This is a genomic window from Pseudomonas sp. C 49-2 (genome assembly GCF_003970195.1).
In the GTDB taxonomy this organism is placed as follows: Bacteria; Pseudomonadota; Gammaproteobacteria; order Pseudomonadales; family Pseudomonadaceae; genus Aquipseudomonas; species Aquipseudomonas canadensis.
In genome coordinates, this window is sequence record NZ_RXYG01000003.1 from 212583 (window position 1) to 236367 (window position 23785).

The window sequence follows — 23785 nt, forward strand, 5'->3', positions numbered from 1 at the left end:
TGATGGCCCAGAAGATCATTCGCGTCGGCGACATCGAGATTGCCAACGACAAGCCCATGGTGCTGTTCGGCGGCATGAACGTGCTGGAAAGCCGCGACATGGCGATGCAGGTCTGTGAAGAGTACGTCAAGGTGACCGAGAAACTCGGTATCCCTTACGTGTTCAAGGCCAGCTTCGACAAGGCCAACCGTTCGTCCGTGACCTCCTATCGCGGCCCGGGCCTTGAGGAAGGCATGCGGATCTTCCAGGACATCAAGCAAGCCTTCGGCGTGCCGATCATCACCGACGTCCACGAGCCTGAACAGGCCGCCGTGGTCGCCGAGGTGTGCGACATCATCCAGTTGCCGGCCTTCCTGTCGCGCCAGACCGACCTGGTCGTCGCGATGGCCAAGACTGGCGCTGTGATCAATATCAAGAAAGCCCAGTTCCTCGCGCCCCAGGAGATGAAACACATCCTGAACAAGTGCGTGGAAGCGGGTAACGACCAGTTGATCCTCTGCGAGCGCGGTTCTAGCTTCGGCTACAACAACCTCGTGGTGGACATGCTCGGTTTCGGCATCATGAAACAGTTCGAATACCCGGTGTTCTTCGACGTGACCCACGCGCTGCAAATGCCTGGTGGTCGCGCCGATTCCGCTGGCGGGCGTCGTGCCCAGGTGCTGGACCTGGCCAAGGCCGGCATCAGCCAGTCCCTGGCGGGCCTGTTCCTGGAAGCCCACCCGGATCCGGACAACGCCAAGTGCGACGGCCCATGCGCCCTGCGCCTGGACAAGCTGGAGCCATTCCTGGCCCAGCTCAAGCAGTTGGACGAACTGGTCAAGAGTTTTCCGACGGTAGAGACCGCGTAAGCTTCGTTTCTCCGGTAGAATTTCCCACGCTTTACGCTCAGGCCTGCGGGCCTGAGCCTTGTCGTCTGCAAGCCTGCCTCGTTGTTCCACCCTTGCGGTCGGTCAAAAGATTTCCTTCAGCTGCGTCGTTTTCGTCAACTTTGGAGTGTTTACAACAATGGCAAAAATCGTCGACATCAAAGGTCGTGAAGTTCTCGACTCCCGTGGCAACCCCACCGTCGAAGCCGACGTGCTTCTCGATAACGGCATCATCGGCAGCGCCTGCGCGCCGTCCGGTGCTTCCACCGGTTCGCGCGAAGCGCTGGAACTGCGTGATGGCGACAAGAGCCGTTACCTGGGCAAGGGTGTACTCAAGGCGGTAGCCAACATCAACGGCCCGATCCGTGACCTGTTGCTGGGCAAGGACCCGCTGGACCAGAAAGCCCTGGACCACGCGATGATCAAGCTCGACGGCACCGAAAACAAAGGCAGCCTGGGCGCCAACGCCATCCTCGCCGTGTCCCTGGCCGCTGCCAAGGCTGCTGCCCAGGACCAGGACCTGCCGCTGTACGCGCACATTGCCAACCTGAACGGCACGCCGGGTGTTTACTCGATGCCGGTGCCGATGATGAACATCATCAACGGTGGCGAGCATGCCGATAACAACGTCGACATCCAGGAATTTATGGTGCAGCCGGTGGGCGCCAAGTCCTTCTCCGAAGGCCTGCGCATGGGCACCGAGATTTTCCATCACCTCAAAGCGGTACTGAAGGCCCGTGGCCTGAGCACTGCGGTGGGTGACGAAGGTGGTTTCGCACCGAACCTGGCGTCCAACGAAGATGCACTGAAAGTGATCTCCGAAGCTGTGGCCAACGCTGGCTACAAGCTCGGCACCGACGTGACCCTGGCCCTGGACTGTGCGGCCAGCGAGTTCTACGAAGACGGTAAATACAACCTGTCCGGCGAAGGCCAGGTGTTCAACTCCGAAGGTTTTGCTGACTACCTGAAGGGCCTGACCCAGCGCTACCCGATCATCTCGATCGAAGACGGCCTGGACGAGTCCGACTGGGATGGCTGGAAAATCCTTACCGACAAGATCGGCGAGAAAATCCAACTGGTGGGCGACGACTTGTTCGTGACCAACACCAAGATCCTGAAAGAAGGCATCGATAAAAAGATCGCCAACTCGATCCTGATCAAGTTCAACCAGATCGGCACCCTGACCGAAACCCTGGAAGCCATCCAGATGGCCAAGGCTGCGGGCTACACCGCCGTGATCTCCCACCGCTCCGGTGAAACCGAAGACTCGACCATTGCCGACCTGGCCGTGGGCACCTCGGCGGGCCAGATCAAGACCGGTTCCCTGTGCCGTTCCGACCGCGTTTCCAAGTACAACCAATTGCTGCGTATCGAAGAGCAACTGGCGGGCAAGGCCAAGTACAACGGTCGCGGCGAGTTTCGCGGCTGATCGCTACTTGATGGTAAGGCATGGTAAAAAGTCAGCGGATTGCGTCGGAAAACTCACGACAGTGTGGATTTCGACGCTAATCTGATGGCTATCAAGCACAAGCCTGGTTCTTCCAGGCTTCGTGCTATCAGTTGTTTCAAAAGTTTTGCATGGCTGTCTTTTTTCACTGGATACCCGATATTCGATGCGCAGTCCCAATTGGTTGTTCCTCGTCTTGCTCTTGTTGCTGGCTGGCCTGCAGTACCGCCTATGGGTGGGTAATGGCAGCTTTGCGCAGGTAAAAGACCTGACCGAGCAAATTGCTGCACAGCACGCCGAAAACGAGATCCTGCTGGAGCGTAACCGCGTCCTCGATGCCGAAGTGCTTGAGCTGAAAAAAGGTACGGAGACCGTGGAAGAGCGGGCTCGTCATGAACTGGGCATGGTCAAGGAGGGCGAAACCCTCTACCAGTTGGCCCAATGAACCACCGCTTGCCGGCCTTCTGGGCCGTGATTCCTGCCGCGGGCGTCGGTGCCCGGATGGCCGCGGACCGTCCCAAGCAATATTTGCAACTGGGCGGGCGCACTATTCTCGAACACAGCCTCGGCTGTTTTCTTGACCATCCATCGCTCAAGGGCTTGGTGGTCAGCCTTGCTCCTGATGATCCTTATTGGCCGACGCTGGCGTGTGCGAATGATCCGCGTATCCAGCGTGCGGACGGCGATTCGGAGCGCTCGGGCTCGGTGCTCAACGCGCTGTTGCACCTGAATGCCCTGGGCGCCGGCGATGAGGATTGGGTGTTGGTACACGATGCGGCGCGGCCGAACCTGAGCCGCGATGACCTCGACAAACTGCTGGCTGAGCTGGCTGACGACCCGGTCGGCGGCCTGCTGGCCGTGCCGGCCCGCGATACGCTCAAGCGCGTCGACAAACACGGCCGTGTGGTAGAGACCGTCGACCGCAGCCTGATCTGGCAAGCCTACACGCCGCAGATGTTCCGCCTCGGAGCCCTGCACCGCGCGTTGGCCGACAGCTTGGTGGCGGATGCGGTGATTACCGATGAAGCCTCGGCGATGGAATGGTCGGGTCAGGCGCCGCGCCTGATTGAAGGGCGTTCGGACAATATCAAAGTCACCCGGGCGGAAGATCTCGAGTGGTTGCGCTTGCGGTGGGTTAACCGACAGTAGTCAGTTGCACCGAGTCGACCCCTTCGCAGGCAAGCCAGCTCCCACATTTGACCGCGTTTATCCTGTAGGAACGCGATCAAATGTGGGAGCTGGCTTGCCTGCGAAGAGGCCGGGACAAACAGCCATTAATTACCGGCTGTACTCCGGCCGCTCAGCCAACCCTTCCTTCAAAAAATCCACCAACTTGCGCACCTTCGGCGACAAATGCCGCTGCTGCGGATACAACGCCCACACCGCCGTATTCGGTGGCTGATGCGCCTCCAGCAACGACACCAGCGCACCACTGTGCAAATGCTCCAGCACGTAATAATCCGGCAACTGGCACAACCCCACACCTTGCAACGCTGCGTCCAGCACCGCTTGCCCACTATTGCAGCGCCAGTTTCCCTGAACTCGCTGAGAAAATTCGCGCCCATCCTGGGCCAGTTGCCAGATATCCGAACTGCCAATCAAGCAGTTATGCCGACTCAACTCCGACAAGCTATGTGGCCGACCATACCGCGCCAGGTAGGACGGTGACGCGCACAAGTACATGCGCCTCGGTGCCAGTCGGCTGGCGACCATGCGCGAATCCTGCAATCGCCCCAGGCGGATCGCCAGGTCGAGGCCTTCGTGCACCAGGTCCAACTGGCGGTTGCTCAGCTCAATATCCACGCGCAACTGCGGATAGAGCGCCATGAAGCGGGTGACCAGCGGCACGATAAAGCGCTCGCCGTACGCCACTGCACAGGTCATGCGCAACATGCCCTTGGGTTCGCTGGTGAGGTCGCCCACTGCGCGCAAGGCTTCTTCGCGACCGTCCTGCAGGCGTTGGCAATGTTGCAGGAACGTCTGGCCCGCTTCGGTCAGGGTCACCTTGCGCGTACTGCGGTACAGCAGCCGTGTTTGCAGGCGTTCTTCCAGGCGCGCCACTTGGCGGCTGATGTGGGACGACGACACTCCCAGGCGTTCCGCCGCTGCCGTGAACTGGCTGCATTCGGCGACCGCGACAAACTCGTCGATGCCTTCCCAGCGGTTTTCCAGCATGTGATTATCCCTGTACAGCAATAAAGTTTTGCTTTTGCCCGGATTATTCATCAGTCAGCCATGTTTTACACTCACCGTCTCAATTTTTAACCGCCTGGAGAAACCCGGATGATCAAGTCCCGCGCTGCCGTAGCTTTCGAAGCCAAAAAGCCCCTTGAGATCGTCGAAGTGGATGTCGCCATGCCGAAGGCTGGCGAAGTGCTGTTGCGGGTGGTCGCCTCCGGTGTCTGCCATACCGACGCCTACACCCTGTCGGGCGCTGACCCGGAAGGCATCTTCCCGTCGATCCTCGGTCATGAAGGTGGTGCGGTGGTTGAGGCGATTGGCGAGGGCGTGACGTCGGTAGCGGTGGGTGATCACGTGATCCCGCTGTACACCCCGGAATGCGGCAAGTGTAAATTCTGCCTGTCGGGCAAGACCAACCTGTGCCAGGCCATCCGTTCCACTCAGGGCAAAGGCCTGATGCCGGACGGCACCACGCGTTTCTCCTACAAAGGCCAGCCGATTTTCCACTACATGGGCACCTCGACTTTTTCCGAGTACACCGTGCTGCCGGAAATTTCCGTAGCCAAGATTCCTAAAGAAGCCCCGCTGGAAAAAGTCTGCCTGCTGGGCTGTGGCGTCACCACCGGCATCGGCGCGGTGATCAATACTGCCAAGGTCAAGCCGGGCGACACCGTGGCCATTTTCGGCCTCGGCGGTATCGGCCTGTCGGCGGTGATCGGTGCGGTCAAGGCTAAGGCCGGGCGTATCATTGCCATCGATATCAACCCGGCCAAGTTCGAAATCGCCAAGCAACTGGGCGCCACCGACTGCATCAACCCGAAAGACTACGATCGCCCGATCCAGGACGTGATCGTCGACCTCACCGACGGCGGCGTGGACTTCTCTTTCGAATGCATCGGCAACGTGCAACTGATGCGCGCCGCCCTTGAGTGCTGCCACAAAGGTTGGGGCGAGTCGGTGATCATCGGCGTTGCCGGTGCCGGCCAGGAAATCGCCACCCGTCCGTTCCAGTTGGTGACCGGTCGCGTCTGGCGCGGTTCGGCCTTTGGCGGCGTGCGCGGCCGCAGCGAATTGCCAAGCTATGTGGAAATGGCCCAGACCGGGGAGATCCCGCTGGACACCTTCATCACCCACACCATGGGCCTGGAAGACATCAACAAAGCGTTTGACCTGATGCATGAAGGCAAGAGCATTCGTACCGTCATCCACTTCTGAGGTCGACCATGAGTCTGGAAAACCTGTCGTGCCAGAAAAGCTTCGGCGGCTGGCATAAACGCTACAAGCATCATTCCGATGTGCTCGGTTGCGACATGACGTTCGCCGTCTACCTGCCGCCGCAAGCGGAAGAGGGCGGCAAGTTGCCGGTGCTGTACTGGCTGTCCGGCCTGACCTGCACCGACGAGAACTTCATGCAGAAGGCCGGCGCCCAGCGCATGGCTGCCGAGCTGGGCTTGATCATCGTCGCGCCGGACACCAGCCCGCGTGGGCCGGGTGTGCCGGGCGATCCAGACAACGCCTGGGATTTCGGCCTCGGCGCCGGCTTCTACCTGAATGCCACCCAGGAACCCTGGGCCAAGCACTATCGGATGCATGACTACGTGGTGCAGGAATTGCCGGCATTGGTTGAAGCGCATTTCCCGGCTTCGGACAAACGCGGCATCAGCGGCCACTCCATGGGCGGCCACGGGGCGCTGGTGTGTGCCTTGCGCAACCCCGGGCGATACCTGTCGGTGTCGGCGTTTTCGCCGATCAACAATCCGATGGATTGCCCGTGGGGCCAGAAAGCCTTCTCGCGTTATTTGGGTGAAGAGCGCTCGAAATGGCGCGAATGGGATGCCTGCGTGTTGATCAGCGAGGCCTCGCAAAAGCTGCCGCTGCTGGTGGACCAGGGCGATCGCGACGATTTCCTCGCTGTGCAACTCAAGCCCGAAGCCCTGCAGCAAGCGGCCAAGGCGGCCAACCATCCGTTGGAACTGCGCCTGCAACCCGGCTACGACCACAGCTACTTCTTTATCGCCAGCTTCATCGAAGACCATTTGCGACACCATGGCCGTGCTTTGCTCGGTTAATGTGAGGCAAAAGTAGGTAGAATCACGCCCTGAATTAAATCGGGGCGTTTTTTTATGCGTATTGGCCACGGCTACGATGTGCACCGTTTCGCCGAAGGCGATTTCATCACCCTGGGCGGCGTGCGCATTGCACACCACCATGGGTTGCTAGCTCATTCCGACGGCGACGTTGTGTTGCATGCCTTGAGCGATGCCTTGCTCGGCGCGGCGGCGTTGGGCGATATCGGCAAGCACTTTCCGGACACCGACCCGACCTTCAAGGGCGCGGACAGCCGTGTACTGCTGCGCCATGTGGTTGGCCTGATCCACGCCAAAGGCTGGAAGGTCGGCAACGTCGACAACACCATCGTGGCCCAGGCGCCGAAGATGTCCCCCCATATCGAGTCGATGCGCGCGCTGATTGCCGCGGATCTGCAAATTGAACTGGATCAAGTGAACGTGAAAGCCACTACTACCGAAAAGCTCGGCTTTACCGGTCGTGAAGAGGGCATCGCCGTGCACTCCGTCGCCTTGTTGCTGCGCGCATGAATGACGTGCAACTGTTGGGTCCACGGGCCTATGGCGAAGCTCTGGGCAGCGCGGTACTGAAAGCGACGGCCGAAGACTTCCAGGTTGATGAAGTGCTGGATATCCCGCTGACCGGCGAGGGTGAGCACCTGTGGTTGTGGGTTGAGAAGCGCGGCCTCAATACAGAAGAAGCCGCGCGGCGCATCGCCAAGGCGGCGGGCGTGCCACTGCGCACGGTCAGCTACGCCGGGCTCAAGGATCGCCAGGCGTTGACCCGCCAATGGTTCAGCGTGCAACTGCCCGGCAAGGCCGATCCGGACATGAGCGCGGCGGAGAACGACACGCTCAAGGTCCTCAAGACCGCCCGCCACAAGCGCAAGCTGCAACGCGGTGCGCACTCAGCGAATGGTTTCACCTTGCGCCTGACCCAGTTGGCCGGTGACACCGCCGCCATCGACGCGCGGTTGCAACTGATTGCACAACACGGCATTCCCAACTACTTCGGCGCGCAGCGTTTTGGCCACAACGGCGGCAACGTGGTCGACGCCCGTGAGTGGGCCGCGCGCAAGGCGTTGCCGGAACAGCGCAACGTGCGATCGCGGTTGCTGTCCACGGCGCGCAGCTTCCTGTTCAACAAAGTGTTGGCGGCGCGTGTGGCCGACGGTTCATGGCAGCGCGCCCAGGTTGGCGACTTGCTGGCCTTTACCGACAGCCGCAGTTTTTTCCCGGCGGGGGAGGCTGAATGCAGCGACCCACGCTTGGCGATCCTGGACCTGCACCCGACCGGACCACAGTGGGGCGAAGGTGATTCGCCTGCCACGGGGGCAACTTTTGAGCTTGAACAGGCGGTCGCCGCCGGTGAAGCCGACTTGCGTGATTGGCTGGTGAATGCCGGCATGAGCCAGGAACGTCGCATTCTGCGACTGCCCATTGGCGGTTTGACGTGGCATTATCCCTCGCTGGACATTCTGCAATTGGAATTCGTCCTGCCGGCCGGATGCTTCGCCACTGTCTTGGTGCGCGAGCTTGTTGATCTGGTGCCGGTGGGGCAGACGGACAACCCATGCGTATTCTGATATCAAACGATGACGGTGCCACCGCACCCGGTCTTGCCGCGCTCTATGCTGCGCTGGAAGATTACGCCGAGTGCGTGGTGGTTGCCCCCGACCAGGACAAGAGCGGCGCCAGCAGTTCGCTGACGCTCGACCGTCCGCTGCACCCGCAAGTCCTGGCCAATGGCTTTATCAGCGTGAACGGCACCCCCACCGACTGCGTCCACCTGGCGATCAACAGCCTGCTGGATCATGAGCCGGACCTGGTGGTGTCGGGTATCAACCTCGGCGCCAACCTGGGCGACGACGTGCTGTATTCCGGCACCGTGGCGGCGGCGCTTGAAGGTCGCTTCCTGGGGCGTACGGCGTTCGCCTTTTCGTTTGCTTCGCGCCAGCTGGATAACTTGCCGACTGCTGCGTATTTCGCGCGCAAGCTGGTCGAGGCCCATGGTTCCCTGAGCCTGCCGCCGCGCACGGTGCTCAACGTCAATATTCCCAACTTGCCCCTCGACCATATTCGCGGCATCCAACTCACGCGCCTGGGGCATCGTGCCCGCGCGGCGGCGCCGTTGAAGGTGGTCGACCCGCGTGGCAAGGAAGGCTATTGGATTGCGGCAGCGGGTGATGCGGAAGATGGCGGTGAGGGCACGGACTTTCATGCCGTGATGCAAGGCTATGTGTCGATTACCCCGTTGCAATTTGATCGCACCTTCAGTGATGCCTTCAGTGGTCTCGATGGCTGGCTGGAGGGGCTGCGCTGATGGGCCGTGAACAAGACGACTTGCTGCGCCGGGGGATCGGGATGACGTCCCAGCGTACCCGCGAACGCTTGATCCAGCGCTTGTACGAAGAGGGGTTGTCCAACGCTCAGGTGCTGGAAGTGATCCGGCGCACGCCTCGGCATCTGTTTGTCGATGAAGCCCTGGCCCACCGAGCCTACGAAGACACCGCGCTGCCCATCGGCCATAACCAGACCATCTCCCAGCCGTATATGGTGGCGCGCATGAGCGAGCTGCTGCTGGCGGCGGGGCCTTTGGACAAAGTGCTGGAGATCGGCACCGGCTCCGGCTACCAGACCGCCGTGCTGGCGCAACTGGTGGAGCGGGTGTTCTCGGTCGAGCGCATCAAGGTGCTGCAAGACCGTGCCAAGGAGCGCCTGGTCGAATTGAACCTGCGCAACGTGGTGTTTCGCTGGGGCGATGGCTGGGAAGGCTGGCCGGCGCTGGCGCCTTACAACGGCATTATCGTCACCGCCGTGGCCACCGATGTGCCCCAGGCGTTGCTCGATCAACTTGCTCCAGGCGGACGGCTGGTCATCCCGGTGGGCTCCGGTGAAGTGCAACAATTGATGCTCATTATCCGTGAGGAAGAAGGGTTTTCCCGGCATGTACTGGGCGCTGTGCGTTTCGTGCCGCTGCTCAATGGGCCGCTGGCCTGAGCATTTGTTTGCAGGCAGTGAATTCTGTTGGCGGGGATGTGTCTTACGGCGGGGTCCATCGAGTCAACATGATCGGGCGTCGGCATTAAACGCGATGAATTTTTCGTTTCAGTCGTGTGCCGGTAAAAAGCCAATGCCCAGTTATACTTGCGTCATATTTCAAGCCTGATACAGGCATTCATGTTCAGCCACCACAAAGGGAGCGGCGGGTGAGTCTCACAGGTCTTGCGCAGCGTATGAGTAAAACAAGCTTTCATCGACTGGTGCTTGGCCTCGTCTTCAGTTCCGTGTTGGTAGGATGCTCCAGCTCGCCAAGCAGCGGCGCGCGGGTGGTTGACCGTAATAATGCGGTCCCGCAGAAACCGACGGTGACCACCGGGCAATACGTGGTGCGCAAGGGCGACACGATGTTCTCGATCGCCTTCCGTTATGGTTGGGATTACAAGGCACTTGCAGCTCGTAACAATATTCCCGTGCCCTATACGATACATCCGGGTCAGACGATTCGCTTCGACGGGCGCACCGGTTCAACGCCTACGGCAGTTGTGACAAACACCGGATCTTCGCCGTCGTCTTCGAGCAAAACCACCATCATCACCCGGCCTGCAGGCACCGCCACGCCGACCCCTGCGGCCAAGCCGGCACCCGCGCCGTTGCCACCTGCCGGGCCTGCGCCGACCGGTTGGGGATGGCCCTCAAACGGGGTGTTAATTGGAAAATTCTCTTCAAACGGTAGTTTGAATAAAGGCATTGATATCGCCGGAGATTTGGGACAGCCTGTTTTAGCTGCGTCTGATGGGACAGTGGTGTACGCCGGGAGTGGTTTACGGGGCTACGGCGAGCTGGTCATCATCAAACACAGCGATACCTACGTCAGTGCTTACGGCCATAACCGTAGGCTGTTGGTTCGGGAGGGGCAGCAGGTCAAGGTCGGACAGACAATTGCCGAAATGGGGTCAACTGGTACAGACCGGGTGAAACTGCACTTTGAGATTCGCCGCCAAGGGAAGCCTGTAGATCCACTGCAATTCCTACCCCGTCGTTGATGTGTTGCACAGCCTGTTCCCTCACGTAGAAGGAACAGGCTCCAGCGTTGCCAAGGATAAAGGCGCCGCTTGAGCTTGAGGTCGAACTCACCAAAGGACTATAACAATGGCTCTCAGTAAAGAAGCGCCGGAGTTTGACATCGACGATGAGGTTCTCCTTATGGAGACCGGTATCGATACGGAATCGATGTCGAATGAGGGACCTGCTGTACCTTCAGTTCGCACCAAGTCCAAGAACTCCACCGCGTTAAAGCAACACAAGTACATTGACTACACGCGGGCGCTCGATGCGACCCAGCTGTACCTCAATGAAATCGGCTTTTCCCCTCTGCTGACCCCCGAAGAAGAAGTCCATTTTGCGCGTTTGTCGCAAAAGGGCGATCCGGCTGGGCGTAAGCGCATGATTGAAAGCAACCTGCGCCTGGTGGTGAAAATCGCCCGACGCTACGTCAATCGTGGGCTGTCCCTGTTGGACCTGATCGAGGAAGGCAACCTGGGCCTGATCCGGGCTGTGGAGAAGTTCGACCCCGAGCGGGGCTTCCGCTTTTCGACCTATGCCACCTGGTGGATTCGCCAGACCATCGAACGGGCGATCATGAATCAGACCCGCACGATCCGGTTGCCGATCCATGTGGTCAAGGAGCTCAACGTCTACCTGCGGGCAGCGCGTGAGCTTACCCAAAAACTCGATCATGAACCTTCGCCCGAAGAAATCGCCAACCTGCTGGAAAAACCGGTAGGAGAGGTCAAGCGCATGCTCGGTCTCAATGAGCGCGTGTCTTCGGTCGATGTCTCGCTGGGTCCTGATTCGGATAAAACCCTGCTGGACACCCTGACGGATGATCGTCCTACCGATCCTTGCGAGCTGTTGCAGGACGATGATCTTTCCCAAAGCATTGACCAGTGGCTGTCGGAGCTCACGGACAAGCAGCGTGAGGTGGTGATTCGCCGCTTCGGCCTGCGCGGCCATGAGAGCAGCACCCTGGAAGACGTAGGCCTGGAGATCGGCCTGACCCGTGAGCGGGTGCGGCAGATCCAGGTGGAAGGGCTCAAGCGCTTGCGTGAGATCCTGGAGAAGAATGGCTTGTCGAGTGAGTCGTTGTTTCAGTAACGATTGATTAGGCCGCTATGACAAAACGCCCGGTGCATGGGAATGCACCGGGCGTTTTGCTGTGCGCTGATCATTCGTTACCAACACTTCCCCTGTAGGAGCCCGGCTTGCCGGCGATGAGGCCCTCAAGACCGCCATCGCCGGCAAGCCGGGCTCCTACAGGGGAGGGTGTAGCACCGAATCCCAGCCATAAAAAAACCCCGCTTTTAAGGGCGGGGTCTTTTCGACTAAGTCAGTACAAGTTAGATAACTTGAACTTCTTCAGCTTGCATGCCTTTCTGACCGCGGGTAGCGATGAAAGAAACCTGTTGGCCTTCTTTCAGGCTTTTGAAGCCGTCGGATTGGATAGCTTTGAAGTGAACGAACAGGTCGTCACCGGATTGTGGAGTGATGAAGCCGAAGCCTTTTTCATCGTTGAACCACTTAACGGTACCAGTTTGGCGATTAGACATGGTGTATCTCCTTGGACAAAGTTAACTGCGACTCAGGAAAAGCCCTGGCCGAGACTGAGTGCAAAGAGCAGGAAAAATTCTTGGAGATGGTTGGATCGAAATTCAACATATCGTGTAGAGATTCTCAGTGACACAAGCAGCACAGTGGCGCCACCTTAACCCTTTTTCCGGGACGTGCCAATGATATTTCCGAAGGTTTCTCCAAATTCGTTACTGGCGGTGGTATTTCCGCTCACCGGACATGCCAGCACAAGTCCCGGCCCCACTGGCTGCGGCTTATAGGAGCAGACACATTCGTCAAGAAAACCCCTGTGGCCTTTGAACCCCAACGCCAGCCCCGGTAAGATGCCCCACAGAATTTTTCCACCTCGCTATTCAGGACACCCGCCATGAGCATCAAATCGGACAAGTGGATTCGCCGCATGGCGCAGGAACACGGCATGATCGAACCGTTCGTCGAGCGCCAGATCCGTGGTCAGGGCGATGCACCGGTGATTTCCTACGGCGTTTCCAGCTACGGCTACGATGTACGCTGCGCCGATGAGTTCAAGGTGTTCACCAACATCAATTCAGCGATCGTCGATCCCAAGAACTTTGACGAAAAGAGCTTCGTCGACGTCAAGAGCGACGTATGCATCATTCCGCCGAACTCCTTCGCCCTGGCGCGCACCGTGGAATTCTTCCGTATTCCCCGTGACGTGCTGACCATCTGCCTGGGTAAAAGCACCTACGCGCGCTGCGGCATCATCGTCAACGTGACACCGCTTGAACCCGAGTGGGAAGGCCACGTGACCCTGGAGTTCTCCAACACCACCACGCTGCCGGCGAAAATCTACGCCAACGAAGGCGTGGCGCAGATGCTGTTCCTGCAGTCCGACGAGGCCTGTGAAGTGTCCTACAAAGACCGTGCAGGCAAGTATCAGGGCCAGCGCGGCGTCACTCTCCCACGCGCTTGATCGAAAGCTCCTACGCGTAAAGGGAATTAGTCTGCAAAAAGCGACTCTATCTAGGTGTACTGCCCCGGCGCGTGTAAAACGCGCCGGGCCACGCTTGAGGAGTACTTTATGAAGCTCGACCCGCGAATAAGCGCAGAACTTGCCCGGCTTGAACCCAATCAGATTGGCGTTCTGGCCTGGTCCCTGATGGCCGACCCTGCTTATGCGGGCGGCATCCCCGGTCAACCCGAGCCGGATTACCCCCAACCGACCGAGCCTGGCGAGCCGACCCTGCCGGACGAGCCGCCACCCGCGCCGGTTGCCTGATCCCTAGCCCACTGGCCAGACGTCATGATCGCCAATCACATAGATTCGGCGGTCATTGTCCTGTTCCACTCTATGCCCGCCGGTAAATGCACCGAACGCCGGCAGCAGGCTCACTCGGGCACCGACCACAAAGCACGGCAGCCTTAAGCTCTGTCGTCCCTTGCCGCGTAACCGATACACCGGATGCACATGCCCCGCCAGCACGTGGTGGCTGGGGTGGGCGTCAGGTTCGTGCTGCAAGGCAAAAGGGCCTATCAGCAGCGGCTCCGTGACCACCTCTATCCTCAAGTCCTCCGGCGGGTCGCCCGCGCGTTTATCGTGATTGCCACGAATCAAGGTCATGGGCAGGTCAGGATTAAGCGCTCGCCAGCTTCTTAATGCGCCCAGCGTGCCACTGGCGTGCGATCCCGGGCCGTGCAGGAAATCGCCGAGGAAGATCACCTGAGCGCAGGGTAGCGCTGAGAGCAACCGGTCCAGGCGCTGCAAGTTCTCGGTGGTGGTGCCTTGCGGCACCGGTTGCCCCAGGCTGCGATACGCCGAGGCTTTGCCGAAATGCGCATCGGCGATCATCAGGCATTGGCGTGCAGGCCAGTAGACAGCCTTGTCCGCCAGTAACCACAGCTCTTCACCCTCCAGCCTCACCGTGCACACCATCAGCGCTTCCCGTTATCCGCGACTTTTTCCAGGTCCTTGACCATGCGTGCGATGCGTTCCGAGAGTTTTTCCGAACTCAGGCTTTCGCGCATCCGTTCAACCAACAATGGGAAGGCCAGTGGCGTAGGTCGTTCGATCGGATGCAAGCCCAGTTTCAGCGCGCAAAGATGACGCAACGTCTCTTCCAGCCGACGAATATCCAGCTCATCGCGTAAGACTTCTTCGCCTGCCTGAGTCAGCAACAGATTCTGCGGGTCGTACTGCTTGAACACCTCAAAGAACAAACCGCTGGAGGCCTGCACTTGCCGTGTACTTTTTGGTGCACCCGGATAGCCGGCAAACACCAGCCCGGCAATGCGAGCGATCTCACGGAAGCGGCGCAGCGCCAGCTCCCCGGCATTCAGGCTGGCTGCCACGTCTTCCCGCAAATGTTCAGGGCTCAGTAGCGCATCATTCAGCAATGCCGGCCAGTCCATTGCAGTGGCACTCAATAACTCCAGCCCGTAATCATTGACTGCGATCGAAAATGTCACTGCCTGCTGTTGACTCACACGCCACGCCAGCAGGCTCGCCAAACCCAGGTGCACTTGGCGCCCGGCAAAGGGATAGAGGAACAGGTGCCAGCCTTCCCGTGACTTCAGCGCCTCTGCCAGCAGATGTTCGCGCGTCGGCAAGCCGGACCAGCGTAACTGCGTTTGCAACAAAGGTTGCACCGCTTGCATCTCCGGTCCCTCGAAGCGGCCATGGGCCGCTGCATCAAAGCGTTCCACCACCGCTTGCGCCAGCTCATTGGAAAGCGGCATGCGCCCGCCATTCCAGCGCGGCACGGCGGCTTTCTTGGCAGTGCTGCGACGTACATAGGCGGTCATATTTTCCACGCGCACCAACTCCAGCAGGCGGCCGGCAAACAGGAAGCCATCTCCCGGCTTTAGCCGCGCAATAAACCCCTCCTCGACACTGCCCAGGTTCTTGCCGCCACCGCCCTTGCTCCAGAATTTCAAGTGGATGCTCGCATCACTGACGATGGTGCCCACGCTCATTCGATGGCGCCGCGCCAGCCGGGCATCCGGGACACGCCAGATGCCGTGCTCGTCCGGTTCCACGCGGCGATAGTCCGGATAGGCCGTCAGCGACAGCCCACCATGCCGCACGAAACCCAGGGCCCAGGCCCAGTCTTCATCCGTCAGGTCGTGGTAGGCCCAGGCGCCGCGCACTTCCGTCAGCAAGGCCTCGGGCGTGAAGCCACCCCCCAATGCCATGCTGACCAAGTGCTGTACGAGTACATCCAAAGGCTTGTACGGCGATTCCCGCGCTTCGATACGCCGTTGCGCGATCGCATCCTGGGCGGCGGCGGCTTCAACCAGCTCAAGGCTATGGGTCGGCACCAATGTCACCCTCGACGGCCGTCCCGGCGCATGCCCCGAACGCCCGGCGCGCTGCATCAGCCGCGCTATGCCTTTGGCCGAACCGATCTGCAACACCCGCTCCACCGGCAGGAAGTCCACCCCCAGGTCCAGGCTTGAGGTGCACACCACCGCTTTGAGCTGGCCGTCTTTCAAGGCCCGTTCCACCCAGTCACGGGTCTCTCGGGACAGCGAACCATGGTGCAGCGCAATCACCCCAGCCCAATCGGGGCGGGCGTCCAGCAATGCCTGGAACCAAATCTCCGACTGCGCCCGCGTATTGGTAAACACCAGGCAACTGCTGCTGGCGTCCACTTCCGCCACCACCTGGGGCAGCATCTTCAAACCAATATGCCCGGCCCACGGAAAGCGTTCGGTCACGGGGGGCAATAAGGTGTCGATGACTAACTGTTTAGCCGTCTGCCCCTGCACGTTGATCCCATCGCCTTGTGGAACCAACACCTCCAGTGCGTGGGATTGGTTACCCAAGGTCGCCGAAATCCCCCACACCATCAATTCGGGATGCCAGCGCCGCAGGCGCGCCAAGGCCAGTTGCAACTGCACGCCGCGCTTATTGCCGATCAGCTCATGCCATTCATCTACCACCACCATGCGCAGATGCGCCAGGCTCACTTCGCTGTCGGCCCGCGCCAGCATCAGCGTCAGGCTTTCCGGGGTGGTGACCAATGCGGTGGGCTGACGGCGGGTCTGGCGTGCGCGCTCGCTGTTGCTGGTGTCACCGGTGCGCAGGCCGACACTCCAGGGAATCTGCAACGCCTCAAGCGGGGCTTCAAGGGCGCGGGCGGTGTCGGCGGCCAGCGCGCGCATGGGCGTGATCCACAGCACCGTCAGCGGCTCAGCGGGCGGTTTGCGTTTAGCGGTTACAGGTGGGCGAGTGATGGCGAAGCGATTGAGGGCGGCGAACCACAGCGCATAGGTTTTACCCGCACCGGTGCTGGCATGCAGCAGCCCCGATTGGCCGCTCTTGACCGCCGCCCACACCTCTTTCTGGAAGGCAAACGGCTTCCAGCCTTTGGCGGCAAACCAGTGCTTGGCGAAATCGGTGGGTTTTGCCATGGGGCGGCTGACACTCTGGAAGGCCTATTCCACAGACCCTCCAGAGCGGCCAAAGGTTTACTTCAAATTGCCACTCAAAAACTGCTGCAAACGCTCGCTCTTCGGATTGCCCAGCACGTCTTCCGGCACACCTTGCTCTTCCACCAGGCCCTGGTGCAGGAACAACACCTGGCTCGACACCTTGCGTGCAAAACTCATTTCGTGGGTCACCATGATCATGGTGCGGCCTTCCTCGGCCAAACCCTGAATCACCTTCAACACTTCGCCCACCAGCTCCGGGTCGAGGGCCGAGGTGGGTTCGTCGAACAGCATCACCTCCGGCTCCATGGCCAAGGCGCGGGCGATGGCGACGCGCTGTTGCTGGCCGCCGGAGAGGAACGCCGGGTACTGATCGGCCACGCGTGCAGGGAGGCCGACTTTATCCAGATAACGACGGGCACGGTCCTCGGCGTCCTTCTTGCTGCAACCCAGTACCCGGCGCGGGGCCATGGTGATGTTTTCCAGCACGCTCATGTGGCTCCACAGGTTGAAGTGCTGGAACACCATCGCCAGGCGCGTGCGCAGGCGCTGTAATTCGGCGTCATCGGCCACGCGCATGCCGTGGCGGTCACTGACCATGCGGATCGGCTGGCCGTCGAGGGTCATGGCGCCGTCGTTGGGTGTTTCCAGGAAGTTGATGCAGCGCAAAAAGGTGCTTTTGCCCGAGCCGCTGGCGCCGATCAAGCTGATCACGTCACCGGTCTTGGCCTTGAGCGAAACACCTTTGAGCACCTCATTGTCGCCATAGCTTTTATGCAGGCCTTCAACGGTCAATTTGTACATGGGGCGTGCATCCTCAAGGCGAAAGTAGATAGCCGCTGCGGTAGGCCTCGGTGCCGGCGACATGGGCGATGACCATCCCGGCAGTGGCCATGCGGCGCAGCGAACGGGCGTAAAGCAGGCCGGCATTGCGACAATGCACGGGCGTCACGCGGTCGGAAATGGGGTCGATGATTTCAGCGATCAGTTGTCCGGCGTCCAGGTATTCACCGGGCAAGGCGCGGAATACCAGCAGGCCGCCCATGGGCGTCGCCACCGGCTCAACGCCTGCCAGCGGTGTGGCCGGGTAGGGCAGGTCGGGCAGTGGTGCGGCTTCCCCGGCAATGGCGCCGAAGTGGATCAGGTAATCGATGATCGCCTGGCAGTCGAGGGCGGCCAGGCCGTGATTGACGTCGCCCTGGCCACGTAGTTCGACGGTCACCGAAAAGCTGCCCATGGGGATCGGGAAGCGCTCGCCGAAGCGTTGCTGCAACTGCCACCACACCAGGGTGAAACACTCATCGAAGGATTGCCCGCCGGAGTCGGTCGCCAGCAGATTGGCCTCCGAGCCGATGTAACGCGCCAATGGTTCCACCTGCGGCCAGGCCTCGGGTGTGGTGTACAGGTGCGCCACGGCTTCAAAGTCGCAATGCAGGTCCAGCACCATGTCGGCATCGCACGCCAGGCGTTGCAGCACCAGGCGCTGGGATTGCAGTTGGGTCTCAGCGCTTTGCGCAGCGAGGGCGGTAGACAGCGCGGCGCGGATCAACTCGACGTTGTGCTGGGGATCGTCCCCAAGCAGCTCCTCGATTTGATTACCCACCGCCTCACTGAGGTCGACAAACAGGCGATTGAAGTTCTGCCCGCTTTCCAGCTCGTAGCGGCCCAGCGGGATATCCATCAGCACCTGTTCCAGGCCCACCGGGTTGGCGATGGGCACCAGCACAATCTCGCTGCGCAGGCGACCGGCCGCCGCCAGTTCAGCCAGGCGTACTTTGAGGTGCCAAGCCACCAGCATGCCGGGCAGTTCATCGGCATGCAGCGACGACTGGATATAGATCTTGCCTTCGGCCTGTTCCGGGCCGAAGTGAAAACTGTGAATCTGCCGCGCCGTCCCTGGCACCGGCGCGATCAGTTCATGAACCTGATGACGCATAAAAACTCCTTAATGACTCGGCCCGAGGAAGGCCAGCCAACGACGCTCCGCCAAGCGGAACAGACCGACCAGGGCAAAGGTCACGGTCAGGTAGATCAGCGCAGCGATACCGAATGATTGAAAGGTCATGAAGGTGGCCGAGTTGGCATCCCGCGCCACTTTGAGGATGTCGGGGATCGTCGCGGTGAAGGCCACCGTGGTCGAGTGCAGCATCAGGATCACTTCATTGCTGTAGTAGGGCAGCGAACGACGCAACGCTGACGGCATGATCACATAGGCGTACAACTTCCAGCCGCTCAAGCCGTAGGCCTTGGCCGCTTCGACTTCGCCATGGGCCATGCTGCGGATCGCCCCGGCGAAAATCTCCGTGGTGTACGCGCAGGTGTTGAGGGCGAAGGCCAGGATGGTGCAGTTCATCGCGTCGCGAAAGAACGCATCCAGCAACGGTTGTTCGCGCACGGCGGCGAGGCTGTAGATGCCGGTGTAGCAGATCAGAAGCTGGATATAGAGCGGCGTGCCCCGGAACAGGTAGGTGTAGAACTGCACCGGCCAACGCACCAGGCGCTTGCGCGACACACGTGCGATGGACAACGGGATCGACACCAGAAAGCCGATGACCAGCGCGGCAGTGAGCAACCACATCGTCATGGCCAGGCCGGTGATGTGCTGGCCGTCGCTATAAAGGAAGGGGCGCCAGTATTCCTGCAAGAGTTCGATCATCGCACGGCCTCCCGGGCACCAGCGGAGTAGCGACGTTCAAGGCGGCGCAAGACGAAGTTGGACGCGCTGGTGATCAACAGGTAGATCAATGCCGCGAGTACCAAAAAGTAAAACAACTGATAGGTGCTCTTGCCGGCATCCTGGGCAGCCTTGACCAGGTCGGCCAGGCCGATGATCGACACCAGGGCCGTGGCCTTGAGCATCACCATCCAGTTATTGCCGATTCCCGGCAGGGCAAAGCGCATCATCTGCGGGAAGGTCACGTAGCGAAACCGCTGGCCGCGCTTGAGGCCATAGGCCGTGGCAGCTTCCAGTTGGCCACGGGGCACCGCGAGTATTGCGCCGCGAAAGGTCTCGGTGAAGTACGCACCGTAGATAAAACCGAGGGTGATCACCCCGGCGCTGAAGGGGTCGATCTCGATGTATTCCCACTCCATGAAGTCGGTCAAGCCGGTCAGCCAGGTTTGCAGGCTGTAGAAAATCAGCAGCATCAGTACCAGGTCGGGTACACCGCGAATCAACGTGGTGTAGAGCTGGGCGGGAATGCGCAGGAAGGGCAGGCTGGAGAGTTTGGCGCTGGCGCCGAGCAGGCCCAGCAACACGCTGACGGCCAGGGACAGCACCGACAACTTGATGGTCATCCAGGTGCCTTGCAGCAACAGCGGGCCGAAACCCTTCAAGCTGAGCGCGCTCAACCCGAGGGTTTGCAATAATTCTTCGAACATAAATCAGGACCTATGGCGATAAAAAAGCGCCCCTCCGGGGAAGGGCGCTCCAGGCATTATTTGCCGCTGTACAGGTTCAGATCGCCAAAGTGTTTCTTCTGGATGGTGGCGTAGGTGCCATCATCGTGTAACGCTTTGATACCTTTATCCAAAAGCGCCTTCAGTTCAGTGTTACCTTTTTTGATACCGACGGCGGTTTTCGACGGCAGCAACGGGTCGTCGATGGCCGCGCTGACTTCATAACCGGCACCGGCCGGCGACTTCAGGAAGCCCAATTCAGCCTGCAACATGTCCTGCACGGACGCGTCGAGACGGCCGGAGGTCAGGTCGGCGTACACCTGGTCCTGGTTGGCGTAGGCCTTGGTGGTCACACCGGCTTTATCCAATACGGCCTTGGCATAGGCTTCCTGGATAGTGCCTTGCTCGTAGCCCACGGACTTGCCCTTGAGGGACTCAGGTGTCGAGTAGCCTGCGCCTTTCTTGAATACCAGCGAGGTAGGGCCGGAGAACAGTTCACTGGAGAAGTCGATGGCCTTTTCACGCACCGGGGTCACGGTCATGGACGAAATCACGCCGTCGAACTTGTTGGCTTTGAGGCCCGGAATCATGCCGTCGAAGTCACTTTCAACCCACTTGCACTTCACTTTCAGCTCGGCGCAGATCGCATTGCCCAGGTCGATATCGAAGCCCACCAGGCTGCCGTCGGCGGCCTTGGATTCGAACGGCGCGTAGGACGGATCGACACCAAAACGCAGTTCCTTGTATTCCTTGGCCAGCGCGGTACCTGCGGCCATGCACAGAGCCAGTGCAGAAAGGGTCAGCAATGCTTTTTTCATTATGTAATCCCTGGAAACCAAGATAAGCGCTTGTGGCGCGTTTAGGACTGTTACTGAACGGTGTCAGACGGATCACAAGTAGCAATTTCTGCACCATAGTTCCGAATGAGCGTTTTAAAAGGTGGGACAAGGGAGAGCTGAGTGTAGGAGATGCCCGAAAATGGGCGCGCAAAAAACAGTGCACCAATTTGGTTCTGGCGCAGATCAATAATGTGGGAGCTGGCTTGCCTGCGATGGCGGTGGATCAGCGAATTCATTTTTCACTGACACGCCGCCATCGCAGGCAAGCCAGCTCCCACAAGGATTTGTGCCATTTTTAACCAAGGAATCAGGTCAGCAGGTCCTGCAGGGTGGCAAGGTTGTCAGCGTCTTCCACGGTTTTATCCTGCCGCCACCGCAACATCCGCGGAAATCGCACCGCAATCCCGCTCTTGTGCCGCTTGGACAGAGCAATCCCCTCAAACCCCAGTTCGAACACCATGCTCGGCGTGACACTGCTCACCGGGCCGAACTTTTCCACCGTGGTCTTGCGCACAATCGCATCGACCTTGCGCATTTCTTCGTCGGTCAGGCCGGAGTAGGCCTTGGCAAAGGGCACCAGCGTGCGTTCGCTGCCGGCCGGGCCGTCCCATACGGCGAAGGTGTAGTCGCTGTACAGGCTCGCGCGCCTGCCATGACCGCGTTGGGCGTAAATCAACACCGCGTCGACGCTGAACGGGTCGACCTTCCACTTCCACCACACGCCCATGTCCTTGGTGCGGCCGACGCCGTACAGGCCGTCGCGTGCTTTAAGCATCATGCCTTCCACACCGAGGCTGCGCGAGGCTTCGCGTTGTTCGGCCATGTCTTCCCAGGTTGCACCGGTCAACAGGGGAGACGCCAGTAATACCGGCTGGTTGCACTGGGCAATTACCTGCTCAAGTTGCGTGCGACGCTCAGCCTGGGTGTGGTTGCGCCAATCGTCGCCCTGATGTTCCAGCAGGTCGTAGGCCAGCACCGCAACCGGAGCGTCCTCCAGCACTTTTTTGCTCAGGGTCTTGCGCCCAATCCGTTGTTGGAGCAGCGCGAACGGTTGCACCGCGTCTTTCCACACCACGATTTCGCCATCGATCACCGTGCCGTCGGGCAAGCCGCTTACCAAGCTATGCAGTTCGGGGAAGCGCTCAGTCACCAATTCTTCGCCACGGGACCAGATCCACAGGCGGCCGTCACGTTTCACCAGCTGCGCGCGGATGCCATCCCACTTCCATTCCACTTGCCAGTCGGCGGGAGAGCCAAGCAAATCGTTGAATTGCTCCACTGGTTGCGCCAAACCATGGGCGAGAAAAAACGGATAAGGCTGCCCGCCGCGTTGCGCATGTTCGTCGGGCGATTCGGCGGCGATGAGCTTGAGATAACCCTCCGGCGTAGGACGGTTAGACAGATCGGTGTAGCCCACCAGGCGTTGCGCCACACGCTTGCTGTCCAGATCGGCCATTGCGGCGAGGGCGCGGGTGACCAGTAGCTTGGACACGCCCACGCGGAAGCTGCCGGTGATCAACTTGATGCAGACCATCAGGCTGGGTTGATCCAGTTGCGCCCATAACGCAGGTAGACGTTCGGCCAATTCCAATGGCGGCAAGCCACGCAGGGGCAGGAGTTTTTCCTCCAGCCACACCGCCAGGCCGTCCTCCGAGGTGTAGGTAGATTCCGGCAGCAGCAGGGAAATGGTTTCTGCCAGATCGCCCACTGATTGGTAGCTTTCTTCAAACAACCACGGCTCGATACCTGATGCTTCAGTGGCCATGTCCCGCAGCAGGCGCGTCGGTACCAGTTGCCGAGGGCGTCCGCCGGAAAGGAAATACACGGCCCAGGCCGCATCTTCCGGCGCAGCATCGCGGAAGTAGGCCTGCAGCGCGGCCAGCTTGGCGTTGCTGGAGGTGGTAGCGTCAAGGTTGGCGTACAGCTCGGCAAAGGCCTTCATGCGCTGGCCTCTTCTTCGTCGTCACCGTATTCAGTGGTGAAGCCCTGGGCATCCAGGCCTTTTTCCCGCAGATGGCGTACCAATACGCCGACAGACCCGTGGGTAACCATCACCCGCTCGGCGCCGGTTTGCTCAATGGCCCACAACAGGCCGGGCCAATCGGCGTGGTCCGATAGCACAAAACCTCGGTCCACGCCGCGCCTGCGTCGGGTGCCGCGTAGGCGCATCCAGCCGCTGGCGAAGGCGTCGCTGTAGTCGCCGAAGCGCTTGATCCAACTGCTGCCGCCGGCCGAGGGTGGGGCGATAATCAAGGCCTGGCGCAGCAGCGGGTCGGTTTTCTTGAAGTCACCGGCGTAGAGGGTTTCAGGAATATAGATACCGGCCTCGCGGTACACCCGGTTCAACGGCTCGACCGCGCCATGGCTGAGGATCGGGCCGATGCTGGCGTCGATGCCGTGCAGGATGCGCTGGGCCTTGCCGAAGGAATAACAGAACAACACGCTGGCTTTGCCGACGGCGATATTCGCCTGCCACCAATCGTTGATCCCGGCGAAGATCTGCGCCTGGGGCTGCCAGCGGTAGATCGGCAGGCCGAAGGTCGACTCGGTGATAAAGGTGTGGCAGCGCACCGGTTCGAAGGGCGCGCAGGTGCCGTCGGGCTCGACTTTGTAGTCACCGGACGCGACCCAGACTTCGCCCCGGTATTCCAGGCGCACCTGGGCCGACCCCAAGACATGCCCGGCGGGGTGAAAACTCAAGGTGACGCCGTGGTGAACCAGTGGCTCGCCGTAGGCCAGGGTCTGCAGGTTGATGTCCTGGCCCAGCCGTGAACGCAGGATGCCTTCGCCGGGGGCTGCCGCCAGGTAGTGCTGGTTGCCGGTGCGGGCGTGGTCGCCATGGGCGTGGGTGATGACCGAGCGCTCCACCGGGCGCCAGGGGTCGATGTAGAAATCTCCGGCGGGGCAGTAGAGGCCTTCGGGGCGGGCGATGACAAGGTCCATGGGCGTGCCGGGGGCGATGGG

The 23785-nt window shown here is 60.4% G+C and carries 25 protein-coding genes; 14 read left to right on the forward strand and 11 right to left on the reverse strand.

The window, feature by feature from the left end:
- Positions 1–2 precede the first annotated feature (2 nt).
- The 4 genes from kdsA (at position 3) to ispD (ending at position 3462) form a co-directional block, all read left to right on the forward strand.
- On the forward strand, positions 3–848 hold the full coding sequence (kdsA, locus tag EJ576_RS07265; protein ID WP_010212442.1) for a 3-deoxy-8-phosphooctulonate synthase: 846 nt from the start codon (positions 3–5) through the stop codon (positions 846–848).
- A gap of 157 nt (positions 849–1005) precedes the next feature.
- Positions 1006–2295 (forward strand): phosphopyruvate hydratase, encoded by a 1290-nt coding sequence (gene eno, locus EJ576_RS07270; protein ID WP_028619212.1) that lies wholly within the window; start codon positions 1006–1008, stop codon positions 2293–2295.
- A 184-nt stretch (positions 2296–2479) separates the two neighbouring features.
- Entirely contained in the window at positions 2480–2758 is a 279-nt protein-coding gene (ftsB, locus tag EJ576_RS07275) for a cell division protein FtsB (RefSeq protein WP_003231201.1), read from the forward strand.
- Positions 2755–3462 carry a 2-C-methyl-D-erythritol 4-phosphate cytidylyltransferase gene (gene ispD, locus EJ576_RS07280; RefSeq protein ID WP_122724663.1) on the forward strand — a complete coding sequence of 236 codons (708 nt, stop codon included), beginning with the start codon at positions 2755–2757 and terminating at the stop codon, positions 3460–3462. The genes ftsB and ispD overlap by 4 nt, the downstream gene beginning before the upstream one ends.
- 129 nt (positions 3463–3591) lie before the next feature.
- On the opposite strand, the gene EJ576_RS07285 is transcribed toward ispD, so the two are convergent.
- A complete protein-coding gene (locus EJ576_RS07285; protein ID WP_122724666.1) occupies positions 3592–4488 on the reverse strand; it encodes a LysR substrate-binding domain-containing protein in 897 nt (298 codons plus the stop codon).
- Between the two features lie 108 nt (positions 4489–4596).
- Here EJ576_RS07285 and EJ576_RS07290 point away from each other — a divergent pair, with 108 nt between their 5' ends.
- From EJ576_RS07290 to rpoS, 8 genes are all read left to right on the forward strand, one after another.
- A complete protein-coding gene (locus EJ576_RS07290) occupies positions 4597–5709 on the forward strand; it encodes an S-(hydroxymethyl)glutathione dehydrogenase/class III alcohol dehydrogenase (protein WP_010212435.1) in 1113 nt (370 codons plus the stop codon).
- A gap of 8 nt (positions 5710–5717) precedes the next feature.
- On the forward strand, positions 5718–6563 hold the full coding sequence (fghA, locus tag EJ576_RS07295) for an S-formylglutathione hydrolase (protein ID WP_122724668.1): 846 nt from the start codon (positions 5718–5720) through the stop codon (positions 6561–6563).
- A gap of 54 nt (positions 6564–6617) precedes the next feature.
- Positions 6618–7091, forward strand: a complete 474-nt coding sequence (ispF, locus tag EJ576_RS07300; RefSeq protein WP_122724671.1) for a 2-C-methyl-D-erythritol 2,4-cyclodiphosphate synthase — start codon at positions 6618–6620, stop codon at positions 7089–7091.
- Complete coding sequence (gene truD / locus EJ576_RS07305) at positions 7088–8146, forward strand: tRNA pseudouridine(13) synthase TruD (protein WP_028619216.1); 1059 nt, start codon at positions 7088–7090, stop codon at positions 8144–8146. The genes ispF and truD overlap by 4 nt, the downstream gene beginning before the upstream one ends.
- Positions 8134–8883, forward strand: a complete 750-nt coding sequence (surE, locus tag EJ576_RS07310) for a 5'/3'-nucleotidase SurE (RefSeq protein WP_068931518.1) — start codon at positions 8134–8136, stop codon at positions 8881–8883. Before truD ends, surE begins: the two co-directional genes overlap by 13 nt.
- A 41-nt stretch (positions 8884–8924) precedes the next feature.
- On the forward strand, positions 8925–9560 hold the full coding sequence (locus EJ576_RS07315) for a protein-L-isoaspartate(D-aspartate) O-methyltransferase (protein WP_010212427.1): 636 nt from the start codon (positions 8925–8927) through the stop codon (positions 9558–9560).
- A gap of 209 nt (positions 9561–9769) precedes the next feature.
- The gene (locus EJ576_RS07320) at positions 9770–10606 is read left to right on the forward strand and encodes a peptidoglycan DD-metalloendopeptidase family protein (protein WP_126569960.1); all 837 of its coding nucleotides are present in this window, start codon (positions 9770–9772) and stop codon (positions 10604–10606) included.
- Positions 10607–10712: 106 nt separating this feature from the next.
- Entirely contained in the window at positions 10713–11717 is a 1005-nt protein-coding gene (gene rpoS, locus EJ576_RS07325; protein WP_016976882.1) for an RNA polymerase sigma factor RpoS, read from the forward strand.
- Positions 11718–11959: 242 nt separating this feature from the next.
- Here the strand turns inward: rpoS and EJ576_RS07330 are convergent, their stop codons facing one another.
- Positions 11960–12169, reverse strand: coding sequence for a cold-shock protein (locus EJ576_RS07330; RefSeq protein WP_002554837.1), 210 nt, complete (start codon positions 12167–12169; stop codon positions 11960–11962).
- 389 nt (positions 12170–12558) lie between these two features.
- Here EJ576_RS07330 and dcd point away from each other — a divergent pair, with 389 nt between their 5' ends.
- Entirely contained in the window at positions 12559–13125 is a 567-nt protein-coding gene (dcd, locus tag EJ576_RS07335; RefSeq protein WP_010212421.1) for a dCTP deaminase, read from the forward strand.
- A gap of 108 nt (positions 13126–13233) precedes the next feature.
- On the forward strand, positions 13234–13431 hold the full coding sequence (locus tag EJ576_RS07340) for a hypothetical protein (RefSeq protein WP_016976883.1): 198 nt from the start codon (positions 13234–13236) through the stop codon (positions 13429–13431).
- Between the two features lie 3 nt (positions 13432–13434).
- Here EJ576_RS07340 and pdeM read toward each other — a convergent pair whose 3' ends face one another.
- The 9 genes from pdeM to EJ576_RS07385 form a co-directional block, all read right to left on the reverse strand.
- Complete coding sequence (gene pdeM / locus EJ576_RS07345; RefSeq protein ID WP_126569961.1) at positions 13435–14085, reverse strand: ligase-associated DNA damage response endonuclease PdeM; 651 nt, start codon at positions 14083–14085, stop codon at positions 13435–13437.
- Positions 14085–16565 carry a ligase-associated DNA damage response DEXH box helicase gene (locus EJ576_RS07350; RefSeq protein ID WP_126569962.1) on the reverse strand — a complete coding sequence of 827 codons (2481 nt, stop codon included), beginning with the start codon at positions 16563–16565 and terminating at the stop codon, positions 14085–14087. The genes pdeM and EJ576_RS07350 overlap by 1 nt, the downstream gene beginning before the upstream one ends.
- Positions 16566–16622: 57 nt before the next feature.
- Complete coding sequence (locus tag EJ576_RS07355) at positions 16623–17387, reverse strand: ABC transporter ATP-binding protein (protein ID WP_123476519.1); 765 nt, start codon at positions 17385–17387, stop codon at positions 16623–16625.
- A gap of 13 nt (positions 17388–17400) precedes the next feature.
- The gene (locus EJ576_RS07360; protein WP_126569963.1) at positions 17401–18519 is read right to left on the reverse strand and encodes a succinylglutamate desuccinylase/aspartoacylase family protein; all 1119 of its coding nucleotides are present in this window, start codon (positions 18517–18519) and stop codon (positions 17401–17403) included.
- A 9-nt stretch (positions 18520–18528) separates the two neighbouring features.
- Entirely contained in the window at positions 18529–19239 is a 711-nt protein-coding gene (locus EJ576_RS07365) for an ABC transporter permease (protein WP_028619222.1), read from the reverse strand.
- Complete coding sequence (locus EJ576_RS07370) at positions 19236–19964, reverse strand: ABC transporter permease (protein WP_010212412.1); 729 nt, start codon at positions 19962–19964, stop codon at positions 19236–19238. The genes EJ576_RS07365 and EJ576_RS07370 overlap by 4 nt, the downstream gene beginning before the upstream one ends.
- Before the next feature lie 56 nt (positions 19965–20020).
- Positions 20021–20800, reverse strand: a complete 780-nt coding sequence (locus tag EJ576_RS07375) for a transporter substrate-binding domain-containing protein (RefSeq protein WP_016975034.1) — start codon at positions 20798–20800, stop codon at positions 20021–20023.
- A gap of 328 nt (positions 20801–21128) precedes the next feature.
- Positions 21129–22763: an ATP-dependent DNA ligase gene (locus tag EJ576_RS07380; protein WP_126569964.1), complete on the reverse strand. Its 1635-nt coding sequence runs from the start codon at positions 22761–22763 to the stop codon at positions 21129–21131.
- Positions 22760–23764: a ligase-associated DNA damage response exonuclease gene (locus tag EJ576_RS07385; protein ID WP_122724686.1), complete on the reverse strand. Its 1005-nt coding sequence runs from the start codon at positions 23762–23764 to the stop codon at positions 22760–22762. Before EJ576_RS07385 ends, EJ576_RS07380 begins: the two co-directional genes overlap by 4 nt.
- Positions 23765–23785: the final 21 nt, after the last annotated feature.